The organism is Streptomyces sp. NPDC104307 (assembly GCF_055584045.1).
In genome coordinates this window covers 1,145,479-1,160,748 of the sequence record NZ_JBVJMU010000001.1, presented here as the reverse complement: position 1 = coordinate 1,160,748, position 15,270 = coordinate 1,145,479, and the positions used below count along the sequence as shown (strand labels likewise).

At 68.4% G+C, this 15,270-nt stretch carries 7 protein-coding genes; 5 read left to right on the top strand and 2 right to left on the bottom strand.

Annotated elements, in window-relative coordinates; genetic code table 11:
• Positions 1–264 precede the first annotated feature (264 nt).
• A complete protein-coding gene (locus tag ACZ601_RS04755) occupies positions 265–2,934 on the top strand; it encodes a ricin-type beta-trefoil lectin domain protein (protein ID WP_469532928.1) in 2,670 nt (889 codons plus the stop codon).
• Positions 2,935–3,202: 268 nt separating this feature from the next.
• Positions 3,203–4,876: a glycoside hydrolase family 27 protein gene (locus tag ACZ601_RS04750; RefSeq protein WP_469532925.1), complete on the top strand. Its 1,674-nt coding sequence runs from the start codon at positions 3,203–3,205 to the stop codon at positions 4,874–4,876.
• 204 nt (positions 4,877–5,080) lie between these two features.
• Here ACZ601_RS04750 and ACZ601_RS04745 read toward each other — a convergent pair whose 3' ends face one another.
• Together ACZ601_RS04745 and ACZ601_RS04740 are read right to left on the bottom strand one after the other, a co-directional pair.
• Positions 5,081–6,553 carry an RICIN domain-containing protein gene (locus ACZ601_RS04745; protein ID WP_469532922.1) on the bottom strand — a complete coding sequence of 491 codons (1,473 nt, stop codon included), beginning with the start codon at positions 6,551–6,553 and terminating at the stop codon, positions 5,081–5,083.
• Positions 6,554–6,732: 179 nt separating this feature from the next.
• The gene (locus ACZ601_RS04740) at positions 6,733–9,771 is read right to left on the bottom strand and encodes a TIM-barrel domain-containing protein (protein ID WP_469532919.1); all 3,039 of its coding nucleotides are present in this window, start codon (positions 9,769–9,771) and stop codon (positions 6,733–6,735) included.
• A gap of 2,025 nt (positions 9,772–11,796) precedes the next feature.
• Here ACZ601_RS04740 and ACZ601_RS04735 point away from each other — a divergent pair.
• The 3 genes from ACZ601_RS04735 to ACZ601_RS04725 all read left to right on the top strand — a co-directional run bounded on the left by ACZ601_RS04735 (position 11,797) and on the right by ACZ601_RS04725 (position 15,248).
• Entirely contained in the window at positions 11,797–13,083 is a 1,287-nt protein-coding gene (locus ACZ601_RS04735) for an MFS transporter (RefSeq protein WP_469532917.1), read from the top strand.
• A 202-nt stretch (positions 13,084–13,285) separates the two neighbouring features.
• Complete coding sequence (gene pcaDC, locus ACZ601_RS04730) at positions 13,286–14,572, top strand: bifunctional 3-oxoadipate enol-lactonase/4-carboxymuconolactone decarboxylase PcaDC (RefSeq protein WP_469532914.1); 1,287 nt, start codon at positions 13,286–13,288, stop codon at positions 14,570–14,572.
• Positions 14,573–14,594: 22 nt separating this feature from the next.
• Positions 14,595–15,248: an MBL fold metallo-hydrolase gene (locus ACZ601_RS04725; protein ID WP_469533866.1), complete on the top strand. Its 654-nt coding sequence runs from the start codon at positions 14,595–14,597 to the stop codon at positions 15,246–15,248.
• Positions 15,249–15,270 lie beyond the last annotated feature (22 nt).

Genomic DNA, 15,270 nt, shown 5'->3' with positions numbered 1-15,270 from the left:
TCGGCGAACAGATCCTGGTCGCTTCCGGCGGAGCCGAGCTGCTGACCTATGTGTACTGCCGGGAGCTCGGACAGGGCTACTGGCGGGCTAAGCGCGGTGGGCCCGTTCTATGCGGAAGAACCACTCAAGTGAACTAGTGCGCAGTCAAGTTGGCCCACAAGACAAGTCCTGTTGGAGTTCTGTTCATTTCTGTGCGGACCGTTGACGGCCAATCCAACAGGTCTACACACTGTGCCGCACTGCCCCCCATGGAAAGAGTTCACCATGTACAGGAGCAAGCTCAGAAGTCCACGTCTCTTAGCCGCGTACGTGCTGGCGACCGCCCTGGCCGCTGTTGTCCTCCCCGCAGCTCCAGCCTCCGCAGCTCCAGCCTCCGCAGCTCCCGCCTCCGTGGCCGCGGTCACCACGTGGACGGTCGCGGGACCATCCGCCAATGCGCCGGTCTCCGCACAGGTGAGCCTCGAAAGCGACGGCGGGGGGCTGCGATTCGGGGTGTCCCGCCAGGGAACGGCCGTACTGAACCCCGCCCCGATCGGGGTCGAGACCACCGCCGCCGATCTGACGAAGGGCCTGTCCTTCACCGGGCGCAAGGACCGCACGGTCACCGAGTCCTACACGATGACAACCGGTAAGAAGCGCTCGCGGAAGACCGACTACACCGAGACGACCCTGTCCTTCACCGGCTCCGGCGGGGCACGGTTGGACGTCCTGGTCCGGGTGTCGAGCACCGGCGCCGCATACCGGTACGTCCTCCCCGGTTCCGGGAGCGTGACGGTCAAGCGGGAGGCGTCTTCCTGGGAGGTGCCGGCATCGGCGAAGGCCTGGCTGGTCCCGGCCCATCGCGAGGATCAGGGACAGTGGGTCAGTACGACCGCGGGCGGCGCTCCGGCCAACGACTACGCCGTACCCGCTCTGTTCCAGGTCGGTTCGAGTTACGCGCTGCTGGCCGAGACGGACATCGACGGCCGTTACGCCGGCAGCCGCCTGACCCACCGGGCGGGGTCCGGGACCTACAGCACCTCGATCACAAACGCTCCCGTCACCGCGGCGCTGCCGCTGGCCACGCCGTGGCGCACCGCCGCCGTCGGGGACCTGGCAAGCGTCACCGAATCCACGATCGTGGACGACCTCGCGCAGCCGTCCAAGGTGAGCGACACCTCGTGGATCAAGCCGGGCGCATCCGCCTGGTCCTGGCTGACCGAGCACTCAAGCCCTTCGGACCCCGCCCGCCAGCGCAAGTACATCGACTTCGCCCAGCACCACGGCTGGGGCTACGTACTGGTCGACGAGGGCTGGCAGTCCAGCTGGATGCCGGACCTCGTGAAGTACGCCGACGCCCGGGGCGTCAAGGTGATCGCCTGGTTCAACTCCTCCGGCCTCCAGACGGCCGAGCAGCGTGACAAGTGGCTGCCCCTCGTCAAGAGCTGGGGCGTGGCGGGAGTGAAGATCGACTTCAGCTACGAGTACACCCAGCCCACCCTCAAGTGGTACGACACCGTGCTCGCCCAGACCGCCCAGCTCAAGCTGCTGGTCAACTTCCACGGTTCTGCCACGGAGCGTGGCATGCAGCGGACCTGGCCGCATGTCATGACGGGTGAGGCGGTCTACGGCGCGGAACAGCAGAACAACCGGGCCGCCCGCAACACCGTGCTCCCGTTCACCCGCAACGTCATCTCCAGCATGGACTTCACACCCGTCGTCTTCAGCATGAGCAACCGGGACACCACCGACGCCCATGAGCTGGCGACCGCCGTGGTGTTCGAGTCGGGCTGGCAGCACTACGCGGACAACCCCGAGAGCTACCAGTCACGCCCAGAGGCGCTGCGCATCCTCGATCAGCTCCCGACGGCCTGGGACGAGACGCGGCTTCTCGCCGGCACCCCCGGCGAGGACGCCTACCTGGCTCGCCGGGCGGGCGCCAAGTGGTACGTCGGCGGCATCTCGTCCGAGGCCGCGAAGAAGTTCCAGACACCGCTCGGCTTCCTCGGCGACGGCCGGTGGCTCCTGGAGACCGTCCGCGACGGCTCCGGCCCGCTCGTACGCGAGACCAGCGTGGTCTCCCGCACGGACACCCTGTCCGTGGCGATGCAGCACAATGGCGGCTTCGCCTCGGTCCTGTGCCCCTACACGGAGGGGATGACGACCTGCGGCTCCTCCGATACCGACGGGGTGCTCAAGGGCCAGGAGTCCGGCCTGTGCGTCGACGTGCCGAACGGTACGCAGACCAACGGGACCGACGTCCGGCTCGCGGACTGCAACGGCGACAGCAACCAGCTCTGGACGCAGAACCCGGCCAAGCAGCTCCGCGTGTTTCCCGGCAAGTGCCTGGACGTCGACGGCGCGTCGACCGAGGACGGGACGGTGGTCCAGATCTGGGACTGCAACAACACCGGCGCCCAGCAGTGGACCGTGAAGGACGACGGCTCTGTGGTCAACCCGGCCTCCGCCAAGTGCCTGGAGGCTCGTGACCACGGGACCGCGTCCGGTACGGCACTCGTGATCCGTGGCTGCGACGGCGGAGCCCAGCAGAAGTGGGCACGCGGCGCCGCGACCGGAGCGCTGAAGGGCCAGGAGTCCGGGCGCTGCCTGGACGTACCCAACAACGAGACGGGCAACGGAACCCGGCCGGCACTGTGGGACTGCAACGGCGGCGCCAACCAGACCTGGGCCTCCACGGTTTCCAACCAGCTCAGGGTCTATCCCACCGAGTGCCTGGACGTCCGCGACGGGGCGAGCGCCGACGGAAGCGCCGTCGTCATCACGGACTGCACCAACGCGACGAGTCAGAGGTGGCGTGTCATGTCCAGCGGTTCGATCGTCAACGTGGCGTCCGGCACGTGCCTGGACGCGTACGACCGCGGCACGACGAACGGCACTCAGGTGATCATCTGGCCGTGCAGCGGAGCCGCCAACCAGAAGTGGAACCGCGGCTGACCTGTCCTATTGCCCCAGGAACAGGAACAGGAGTCCGTATCAACGGAGCGTCCAACGCCGCCACAACGGGGAGGGGGACCTGACGGTCAACGGCGAACTGATCGAGAAGGCCTCGGATGCCTTGATCGACATCAGGGAACACACCTCCGACATCACATTCGCCACCTCCTGACGAGCTCGTGCCAGGAAGCGGTGGGAGCGCACCACCGCCCACGAACTTGTCATCGCCCAGCCCACACTCTCGCGGGACAATCCTCAGGAGCCGTACATGTCCAACGAACGGCATGGTTTCAGACGACGCTTCGCGGCTTCGGTCGCATCCTTCACGCTGACCGTCGGCGGCCTGGCCGGCGCGGCCGCGGTGACCTCGGGAGTCACCGTCGGCGTGCAGGCCGCCACCGTGGCGGCCGCGCCGCAGGCCGCCGCGGTCGAGAACGGCCTCGCCCGGACCCCGCAGATGGGGTTCAACAACTGGAACACCACCGGCTGCGGATCGCAGTTCAACGAGGCGATGGTCAAGGGCATCGCTGACCTCTTCGTCTCCAAGGGCCTCAAGGCCGCCGGTTACACCTACGTCAACCTCGACGACTGCTGGGCGCTGCCCTCGCGGAACGCCGCCGGCAACCTGGTCGCCGACCCGGCGCGCTTCCCGAACGGCATCAAGGCCGTCGCGGACTACGTCCACTCCAAGGGCCTGAAGTTCGGCCTCTACTCCAGCGCGGGCACCAAGACCTGTGCGGACAACGGTTTCCCCGGCGGCCTCGGGCACGAGAAGCAGGACGCCGACCAGTGGGCCTCCTGGGGCGTGGACTACCTGAAGTACGACAACTGCAACAACACCGGCGCCGACGCCAAGACCCGGTACAAGACGATGGGTGACGCGCTGAAGGCCACCGGCCGTCCGATCCTCTACAGCATCTGCGAGTGGGGCTCCAACTCACCCTGGAACTGGGCACCGGACATCGGCAACTCCTGGCGCACCACCGGAGACATCAACGACACCTGGTCCAAGATGATCGAGATAGCCCACAAGAACCAGCCACGGGCGCAGTACGCCAAGCCCGGTGCCTGGAACGACCCGGACATGCTGGAGGTCGGCAACGGGGGCATGACCGACACGGAATACCGCACCCACTTCAGCCTCTGGTCACAGATGGCCGCGCCCCTGCTCATCGGGAGCGACATCCGCACCGCGAGCCCGGAGACGTTCACCATCCTGGAGAACACCGACGTCATCGCCGTCGACCAGGACCCGCTGGGCAAGCAGGGCTCCGTCGTCTCCTCCTCCGCCGGACACGTCGTGATGTCCAAGCAACTGGCCAACGGGGACCGGTCGGTCACGCTCACCAACGAGAACGGCTCCGCCGCCACGGTCAGCACCACGGCCGCCGCGGCCGGGCTGCCGGCAGCGTCCTCGTACAGACTCGCGAACCTGTGGACCAAGGCGGTGTCGTCCACGAGCGGCACGATCAGCGCGTCGGTGCCCGCGCACGGCACGGTCATGTACCGGGTCTCGGCCGGCACCGGCAGCAGCACCGGAACGACGCACCCCCTGATCAGCGCCTCGTCCAAGCGCTGCCTGGACGCGGAGGGCGCTGAGACGGCGCCGGGCACCAAGATCGAGATCTGGGACTGCAACGGGCGCCCCAACCAGGCCGTGACGCTCACCGCCGCCGGTGAGCTGCGGCTCTACAACGGCTCGCAGTGCCTTGACGCCTACGAGAAGGGGACCACCAGGGGCACGCCGGTGCAGCTGTGGACGTGCAACGGCGGAGCCAACCAGCAGTGGAAACTCAACGCGAACGGAACCATCACCGGCACGCAGTCGGGCCTGTGCCTCGATGTCACGGGTGGCGACAAGCCTGCGGGGAACGTCAACGGCGCCGCGCTGGAACTGTGGTCCTGCAACGGCGGGGCGAACCAGCAGTGGAGCCTGGGCTGATCTCCTCCGACCCGGCCTGAAACGGCCCCGGCCCGCGCGCGTTCAACGCGCGCGGGCCGGGGCACTGCCGTGTGGTCCGCCGGGACCATGCTTGAAGCCGCCCTCCGCAGCGGAGGGCGGCGAACAGTGTGGCCGGGCTCGTGATCACTTCAGCAGCGGCACCCGGACGGCAGGAACGCCATGGGCCGGCCTGCGTGGTTCAGTTCAGCTGAGCTTCCAGATCTGGTTGGTCCCGCCCGTGGCGGCCCACTGCTGGAGCGCCGCGCCGGGTGCGGTGGACTCCTTGGCCACGTCGGCCACCCAGCCGCTGCCGAGATTGACCAGCACGTAGGAGGTGTTGGTGGACGAGGTGTAGGAGCCCGCGGCCTGCAGGGCCCACTGCTGGTTGGTTCCGTCGTCACAGGTCCACACATCGAGGCGGGCGCCCTGTGCCGTGGACTTGCCGGGGACCTCCAGGCACTTGCCGCTGTCGGCACCGACCAGGGTGTAGACGTTTCCGCGCACTCTGTGCAGCGCCCATTGCTGGTTGGTGCCCCCCGTGGCGGGCCATTGGACGACCGCTGCTCCGTCGGCCGTGGCGGCGCCGCTCACGTCCATCAGGTGTCCGCTTGCGGCACTGGTGAGGCGGCGGGTCCCGGCGGGCGGACTGGACGTGCCCGTCCAGGTGCCGGCCCCGAGGTCGAGCGTCCAGGAGTTCTGCCAGCTGACGGTCACCGTGGTCCCGCTGATGGTCAGGGGCAACCACACGAGCGGGGAGGAGCCGAGATCGTCGGTGTTCCAGCGGTCGCCCGCGTAGATGAAGGTGGTGGCCGAAGTACCTTGCACCGGGATGATGTTGGCGGTCTGGGAGTCGTACGTCCTGGTGCCCGGGGGTGCGAAGGTGCGGAACGCGGTCCAGGGGCCGGAAAGCGAAGTGGCGGTCGCGTAGACGTTGTCGTTGGTCCTCCAGCCCGTCAGGTTGGAGGCGAGCAGGTAGTAGCGGCCGCCCGTCCTGACCATCGCGGGGGACTCGTAGTCGGGGAAGGTCCGGACCGTCTTCGTGACGGTGAGGTAGTCGCTGGAGAGCTTTTCGATGCGCAGGCCGTGCTCGGGGTCCCTGCGCATGAGGTACCCGGATCCGTCGGTGTCCTGGAAGACGCCGATGTCCTTGCTCTGGGCACCCAGCGGTCGGGAGCTTCCCCGGTAGTCGTAGGTGCCGCACGGGGTCTTTCCGGTGGCCACACCGACCTTCGCCTCGCCGTAGGACGGGCTGTCTATGTGCAGGTACATCACGTACGTGGCCGTGGAGGCGTTGTAGAGGACCTTGGGGCGCTCCACGACACGGCCGGGTCCGAGGTCGCCGCTGGACTGTCGGCTCAGTGCGGCCCCCTGGTAGGACCAGTGCGAAAGATCGGTGGACCGGTAGCAGTCGATGGACTGGAAGCTCGTGTCCGCCGAACTCTCGCCGGTCTTGTTCTCGCCGAAGGCATACCAGGCGGAGCCGGCCTTGACGATGCCGAGGCCGTGCATCTGGAGGGCGCGGCCGGAGGTGTCGGTCCAGGACTTTCCAGGTGTGAACGTACTGGCCGGGTCAGCGTGTGCGGATGGCACCGCCACGAGCACGAAAGCCAGGGCGGCGAGGAGCGAGAGGACGCCCGAGGACAGGCGCCGAACGGATATCAGGGTGCGTGCGAGCATGCCGTACCTCTGGGAATCGGGGTGTGATGTCACGTGAGGGGATGACGATGGTTCAAGCGGTGCGCTCCGGGGCCGGCCCGTCAGGGCAAGGCCCGTCCGCGTCCCGCGCGGTAGCCGTCAGGACCGCCGGCCCTGACGGCTACCGCGCGGGCGACTGCGCACCCTCCGGTACGCAGTCGTTACAGCACGGTCAGACTGTCGACGTTGGCGCCCTGGGACCCGTTGAGGACCGCGCGGACGGTGATGCCATCGCCCTTCGGGAGGTCCGCGGTGACGGAGGCCGTCGCCCAGTTGTCCCAGCCGCCGGTGGGCGGCATGGCCAAGGTGCCGGCCCTCTTGCCGTTGACATCGATGGACAGGGGGCGGTCATTGCCGCTCCCATTGGCGTAGCGGACGAGGAGCCGCTTCGTGCCGGCCGCTGCCGCGGTGACCGTCCACGCGATGGTGGAGCCGTCCGCGGACGTTCCGGTGAAGTCGGCGTAGCCGGTCCCGGTGTAGCCGGGGTGGCTGGTGTCGATGGAGAAGCTGCTGTCGAGGCGGGCGTTCTCGGCCTGGTAGACCGTGCCGCCGCCGACAGCGGGGTAGGAGCCACCGCTGGGCTCAACGGTGGCGGCGTTGCCGCCGTCCTGGACGACAGGTATGTCCGCCGTGACGATGCTGAGGATCTTCGCCTTCGCGTCCCATACGCTTCCCGCGCCCTTGTCGCTGAGGACAGCCGCGGCCTCGCTGGAGAAGGCGGGCAGTGTGGCACCGCCGTTGACCCGCATCCCGACGGGCGCCTCCAGGCCGTGAACGCGGATGACGTAGCGCCGCTTGTCCGGCGCCCCCTCGTACGTCCCCTTCGGGTGAGCGACGACGAGGCGCTTGGAGGCGTTGGCGTAGGTGAGGCGAGTGACGCTCGTCTTCTTGCCGGTCCGGTACGCCTCGGTCACCCCGTCGTCCTCGACGACCTCGAAGGCGCCGTCGGCGCCCGCGTAGACATCCATCTCAAGCTGCCGCTTGGTGAGGTAGGCGGTGCTCTGCGCGTAGGGGTACTTGGGCAGAATGGCACCCGCCTTGACGAACAGCGGTGTCTCTCCGGTGCGGGTGGTGTAGGGGAGGTCCGCGCTGTCGGATCCGGTGTGCTTGATGTCCGCCCAGAAGTTGTACCAGGTGGTTCCGGCCGGCAGCCAGATCTGCTGGATGCTTCCACCGTCGGAGGTGACAGGGGCGACGAGGAGCGAGGGACCCCACATGTACTGCAGGTCGTGGGTGTAGGCCTGCGGCCGGTCCTGGTAGTCGATCACCATGGCCCTGGCCATGGGCATGCCGGTGGCGTTGGCCTGATGGGCGAGTGTGTAGATGTACGGCATCAGGCTGTACCGCAGCTGACCGTACTTCGCGAAGTCCGCCCGCGCCTGGGTGCTCTGATCCAGCGGCCAGCGTGACGCCAGCTTGCCGCGGTCCTTGGTCGAGGCAGTGCCGTGCGGGCGCCAGATCGGGGAAAGGCTGGACCAGCCGGCGGGCCAGTTTCGGTAGAACGCGTCAGAGATCAGGCTGCCGTTGCCGAAGCCTCCGCCGTCGATGTTCGCGAAGGGGAAGCCGCCGAGACCGGCTGTCTGCATGCCCCGGATCTGGTTCCGCATCTCGTCGTAGGTCGAGCTGATGTCACCCGTCCAGTAGTGCCCGTAGCGCTGCTGGCCCGCGGTGGCACCACGACTCCAGGTCCAGGGGCGTTTGGCGGCCCCGACGTGGCCGGTCCTGTCGGGGTCCCAGCCCTCCTTGCCGACCGCCTTGTGCACGTCCAGGAAGTAGGCGTTGCGCCCTTCCGCCCAGCGGCGGCCATCGGCCGTCTTCGCCGTGTACGGGATCGCTCCGAGGTCGTCGACCTCATCGATCCACAAGGCGTCCCCCGGATACTTGAGCGCCGGGTTGAGCGCCTTGTCCCAGAAGACCTTCCACACCCAGGCGCGGGTGTCGGGGTTGCTCCAGTCGGGGACGGCGTTGTTCTCCTTCACGTCCTTGAGGTCAGCCGTCGCGAAGCTGTATCCGGGCGGTGGGCCGCCCTTCCATCCCGCCATCTCATTGGTGTTGTTCCGGTTGTAGTCCAGGGTCACGGTGACGCCGTTCTCGGCGGCCCACTTCTGGTAGCCGGCGGGGTCCGGCCAGCGGTCGTGGCTGAACTCGAACCACGAACCGGACCAGGAGCCCGAGCCCTCACGCCAGCGGTTGTCGTTGACCTGGTGGTCGAAGGGGAAGCCGGCGGCGCGGTGCTGGGTGATCTTCTCCCGCCACCAGTTCTGGTCGCTCACGTCGGCGAAGTTCTTGTCGGAGAGCTGAAGCCCGAACACGGATCGCTGAGGCAGCCGCGGGCGGCCGGTGAGCTGCGTGTAGCGGTCGAGGAGCTGGGCGAACCGCGGGCCGTTGATGAGGAAGTAGTCCAGTTGGGGGCTCACACTGCCGGCGTCGTGCCCGTCGGCGAAGAACCCGTAACCGCTCGACCCGCCGAAGTGGAAGGTCGTGTCGAACGTGGTGTTGAAGAAGACGCCGTATCCGTGGTCGGACAGGTAGAACGGCACGATGGCCGGTGCCTGGTTGTCGGGGTTCTTGGCCGACGCGTCCGCGTAGTTGTGGGAGACCGTGTCACCCGTGCGGTCGAGCCGGGGTGTGCGGCCGAGCATGCCGTGTCCGGCCTTGAGGAAGCGCTCACCGGAGGACGGCGGGACGAACGCCTCGGTGGCGATGGTGCTGTTCGCCCCGCTCCAGGAAATGCCGCGCGTGGCATCCTCCTTGACCAGCAGGGCTCCGGTGGCCAGCGAGTAGAACTCCAGCCGCAACGGCTTCTTGTGCAGGACGATGCGCAGTCCGTCGGCTGCGCCGGTGCGGAGTTCGAGGGTGTCGTTGGTGACGGTGAGCTTCAGGCTGCCGCCCAGAGAGCTGTGGCTCTCCGGCTGCACCATCTCGTAGCGGGTGTCGGAGAAGAACTCCTCCTTGGCGCGGGCGGCGCTCACCCTGACCATCTGGTCCCCGTAGGCCGTGAGCCGGAGCCGCTGTCCGGTCGCACTGGTGACGGTGACACGACGGCTGCCCTCGGTGGTGTGTCCGGCATAGTCGGAGAGCTGCTCTCCTTCGCCGGCTGCCGCGAGGGCCCGGTGGGGCAGGGAGGTGACGGCGCCTGCGGCGAGCGCGCCGGCAGCCGTTGCGAGCAGGGTCCGGCGCTTGATCTGGTCACGCTTCATCGCGTCTCCAATACGTGTATCGGCCATCGGCTTTGCGGCTTTGCGGCTTTGCGTACGCAGGGCCCGCGAGCGGGGCGTAGGTCCTCCGGGCCGGTGATGCGGTCGCGGGAAGCGGTTCTGGCGCGTGGGCCGTTGCCGAGGTACGCAGCCGTGCCGGTGAGGGGAGGAGCCCAGGCCGACGCGGTTCGAGGGCCCGCGTCGCGAAGTCGTTCGATCGCTGGTGAGGGTCGGAGGGTGTCGATGCCGGCGCCGGTGGTCGGTCAGCTCGCGGCGTGCGGCAACTGCTGTTGCGGAGAAGGTGTTTCACGGCGCGCCTTCACGAGGGTGGGGATGCGCTCCCGGGCATTGCGCACCTTCACGCAATGCAGGGGGCGGGCCGCCCGCATGATCTGTTCATGTACTTGAACATCGAACTGCAATGTGAATGGCTACAGGTGGTGACGGTAGGTCCAGAGTCATCCGAGGGTCAACCCCGCTGCATGCGAAAGGGTCCTCGATGACGCGGGGTGGAGATGGGCGCCTCCGTGTCCCGATGTGCCGTATATCCCCTTCGTGGCCGACCCTCATTGGCCCTCTGGCCTGCGAGTTGTCGGCAGGGGCTGGGTGTGTCGAACTGTTTCTTTATCTTGAGTCTTGACTCAAAAAACAACATCGCAGCACACTGATGGTGGTCCCTTCGATGTTGAGCCTTCCTGCTGCCTGCGATCGGGTGGCGTCACCGGCCCATCGGTGACGGACGATCGAGGTCATTGCACTCGCTCGGAGGAGTTCGCGGACCCCGTCCCGGTCAGGGCTCGCTCCTCCAGGTCCTGGTACCGGGCCCGGGTCATCGATCCGGACGCCGCTACTCGGCTCGCGGCCCACCCCATGAGGAAGCCCACCGGTACGGACACGAGGCCGGTTGCCTCCAACGGGAACCAAGCGAAGTCGGCCCCGGGCAGGATGGAGGTGGGCGAACGCGAGACGGCCGGACGTCGTGCGCCAGAGAGGCCGCGGACGAGAGGGTCAGCGCGGCCACCACGGTGAGGCTGGTCAGGAAGAACATGGAAACGGTGAGGGCAAGGGTCATGCCGCCTGCGGAGCCGTCGGCGGCCAGTTGTATGGCCAGAAGCGGAAGTGTCGCAAGACCCTTGGGATCGGCTGCGCGGATGGCATCGGCCCCGACGACCGCCGTCGCACCGAAGCCCAGGAGGACGGCCAGCCCACAGAAGAGGGCGACTGGTCCGATCGCGAATTCACCGTACGGCGCGCGGACTCACCCCGATCGGTGGCGTTGAGGCGCATCAGCGTGTGGGGCCGCGGGGCCGGGGCTGTTGAGCGCTGCCGCGTCGAGCGGCCGGTTCACGTTCCAGCCGAATGCGTTGGTTGATGACGTCCCCGAGGGGCAGGGTGCTGCCTCCGTCAGGCGCATGAGCGGTCATGTTGTCGTCGGGTCAACCCACGTACGGCCGGGGTCGACGTCGGCCCCATCATTGGGAGCGGCGGCAATAGTGTCAACACTTTTCGCCATGGCTGGCGCTAGTTTTCGGTTCTGGCTGCGCTCCGTCCTGAGCGGACGAGTGCGGCGTGCTGCCTGTCGGGGACGGTTCATGGTAAATCCGGCAAGCGTTGGGGCGGGAAGGGTGCTGCGGCCTCGTCGAGCAGGAGTGCGTCAACATCAGCGGAAGAAAATGTTGACACTCCATGAAGGCCCTCTTACGGTGTGCATCACCGCCGCTACTTCCGCCATCCCCTACGGCCCGGCGATGGCGACACGGGGCGGCATCGAGTCACTCCCCGGCTCATGGCCGCTGCCGCGAACCTCTCGGTGCCGGCCTGGTCCACTTCGGCCGACCGCCTTGGGTGCTGGGGAGTGCGGCGGCACACGTCGACGTCCCGGTCGGCAGCGGGACTTTGCGGACACGACCTAAGGCGACAGCTGTCGCATCGGTGCGAGGAGCGCGGTCTGCGCTGGGCTCGGTCGGACAAGTCACGTGCATTTGCCGGTAGTTCCACCGAGCTGGATGCCCGCAGGGCCTGGCGCCCGTGGGGGAGCTGCCGCAAGGGAATCAAGGAGGATTCCGCATGACCACCATGGACAAACCCGCAAGGCCCATCAGGACAGGCGAAGGCCCTTCCGGCGCCGCCAGTGAGTCGACCGGGTGGCGGACGGCCATTGCGTCCACGCTCGGCCTCACCGTTGGCCCCAGCGTTCTCACCGTCATGTCGTTCGGGGCGTTCATCGCCCCGCTCCACCGGGAGTTCGGCTGGGGCGTTTCCGACATCGGCCTGGCTGCTTCTCTCCTCGGCGTCACCGTCATGATCATCTCGCCTCTGCAGGGCTATCTGGTCGACCGGTTCGGCGGCCGCCGCCTGATCCTGTGGAGCTCACCGGTCTTTGGTCTCTCGCTGATGTCGATGTACTTCCTGCCCGACGACCTGTCCGTGTTCTACCTGGCCTGGGCCCTCATTCCTGTCTGCGGACTGGGTCTGTGGCCGGTGTCCTATCTCCGGCTCACAGCGGGGTGGTTCGAGCGCAAGCTCGGGTTCGCGCTGGGAATCGCCAACTCCGGCATCGGGGTCGGCACGGTTCTCGTCCCTGTTCTCACAGCGTGGCTGATCGGGGCGTTCGGCTGGCGGGCCGCCTTCGTCGGACTGGGGGGCGTCGCGCTCCTCGCCTTCCCGGTCGCGTTCTTCTTCATCACAGAACCGAGCCCACGCAGGACCGATGTCCAGACAGGCGGTGACACCCTGAAGATCTCCGCGAGAAGGAGGCCGTTCTGGCTCATCCTGGGCGCTTTCCTCCTGCTCGGGCTGGTCGGCTCCTCCATAACGGTCTATCAGATCCCCCTGCTGCTCGACGCCGGCGTCCCGGAAGGCATCGCCAACCTGGTGCCGGTCGCGCTCGGGCTTGCGCTCATCGTGGCCAGAGTCGCCACCGGCTGGCTCCTGGACCGCTTCAGTGCATCCGTGGTCATGTCCTTCAACCTTGCCGGCGGCCTGGTCTCGGTGCTGTTGTTCGCGGCGGGCCCCAACGTAGTGACCGGACTCATCGCTGCGGCCCTGGCCGGTCTGTTGATCGGCTCGGAGTTCGATGTCCTCAGCTACCTCGTTCCCCGGCATTTCGGACGAATGGCCTACGGCAAGATCTACGGGATCGCGTTCTCGGCCTTCCAGGTCGGTGGGGCGATCGCATCGTCCGCTGTGAGCGCGAGCCGGGACAGCTATGGCTCCTACACCCCGGCCATGTTCACGCTGGCCGTCGTGTGCGTGATCTGCGCCGGCTTCTTCATGTGCCTCGGCCCGTACAGGTACGACACGGTCCACAGGTGAGCCGGGTCGGAGGGCGGAAGGCCGGTAGAACCCGTGCCTCGGTGCGGGAGGACCGTCGCTGAGCTCGGGCTGTTCCGTAGCCGGTGGTGAGGCGGTTTCCCGTCGGGCGTGTCGGCGGGCCCCTGCCGGTCCGTGTGCTGGATCAGGTCGGGCCGCTTCCGCCGGAGGGTGGGGTACGTGAGAAATTGTGAGATGTGGGAGCGTGGGACATGTGAGTGACACGGAGACGCAGACGGTGAAGTACCAGGTTGACGGGCCAGAAGACGCGCCGGTCCTGGTGATCGGCCCCTCCCTCGGTACCACCTGGCACATGTGGGACCGGCAGATGGCCGAGCTCACCCAGCACTGGAGAGTCTTCCGCTTCGACCTCCCGGGCCACGGCGGCGCGCCCGCCCACCCCGCGGCCTCCGTCGGTGAGCTCGCCGGCCGGCTGCTCGCCACCCTCGACGGCCTCGGCGTCCAGCGCTTCGGATACGCGGGCTGCTCCATCGCCGGCGCGATCGGGGCCGAGCTCGCGCTGCGCCACCCGCACCGGGTCGCATCGCTGGCCCTGGTGGCCGCCTCCGCGCGGTTCGGCAGCGCCGACGAGTTCCGGCAGCGCGGGGTGATCGTCCGCACCAACGGGCTGGAGCCGATGGCCCGCGCGGCCCCGGAGCGGTGGTTCACCTCGGGGTTCGCCGCCGCGCAGCCGGCCATCGTCGAGTGGGCCGTCCAGATGGTCCGGACCACCGACCCCGGGTGCTACATAGCCGCCTGCGAGGCCCTCGCCGCCTTCGACATCCGCGGGGAGCTGGGCCGGATCGGTGTCCCCACGCTCGTCCTGGTCGGGGCCGAGGACCAGGTCACCGGGCCCGGCGACGCCCGCACCCTGGTCGCGGGGATACCCGACGCCCGGCTGGCCCTGGTCCCCGGCGCCTCGCACCTGGCCCCGGTCGAGCAGCCCGGAGCCGTCACCGATCTCCTGCTCACCCACTTCTCCACCGCCTGGCAGGACACCCAGGCGGCGATCCCCGCGCCCTCCTTCGCCCCCCGGCTCTCCGCCCCCGTACTGCCCGTCGCGGAGATCACCGCGGCCACCGCGCGGCCCGCGGACCCCTCGCAGGGGCGCACCGATCCGTACCCGCAGGGCATGCGGATCCGCCGCGAGGTGCTCGGTGACGCCCATGTGGACGGGGTCACGGCCGCCTCCGACGGCTTCACGGACGACTTCCAGGAGCTCGTCACCCGATACGCCTGGGGCGAGGTGTGGGGCCGGGAGGGGCTGGACCGGCGTACGCGCAGCACCGTCACGCTCACCGCGCTGGTCGCCTCCGGGCACCTGGAGAGCCTGGCCGCACACGTCAGCGCGGCCCTGCGCAACGGCCTCACCCCGGTCGAGATCCGGGAGGTCCTGCTGCAGACGGCCGTCTACTGCGGCATTCCGGCCGCGAGTGCCGCCTTCACGATCGCGCAGTCGGTGATTCAGGCAGAGACGACACCGCCCGCGTAGCAGGATGGGGCACATGAACGCTGTGAATCCCGAGCCGTTCGCGCTCACGCTGACCAAGAAGTCCCACTCCTGCATCCGCCTGGAGAAGGCCGGGCGCACGCTCGTCATCGACCCGGGCGGCTTCTCCGAGCAGGACGCCGCGATCGGCGCGGAGGCGGTCCTGGTCACGCACGAGCACCCCGACCACTTCAACGAGGAGCGGCTGCGGGCCGGTCTGGAGGCCAACCCGGCCGCCGAGATCTGGACCCTGCGCAGCGTGGCCGGGCAGCTGAGCGCGGCGTTCCCCGGGCGCGTCCACACCGTCGGGCACGGTGACACCTTCACCGCCGCCGGTTTCGACGTCCAGGTGCACGGCGAACTCCACGCGGTGATCCACCCGGACATCCCGCGGATCACCAACATCGGCTTCCTGGTCGACGGCTCGCTCTTCCACCCCGGTGACGCGCTCACGGTGCCCGACCGGCCGGTCGACACGCTGATGCTTCCCGTGATGGCACCGTGGAACAAGATCTCCGAGGTCATCGACTACGTCCGCGAGGTGAAGCCGCGCCGCGCCATCGACATCCACGACGCGCTGCTCACCGACCTCGCCCGCCCGATCTACGACTCCCAGATCGGCGGCCTCGGCGGTACTGACCACGGCCGGCTGGCACCGGGGGACTCGACGGAGGTGTGAGGGGCGGCGCCCCGGCGGCGGC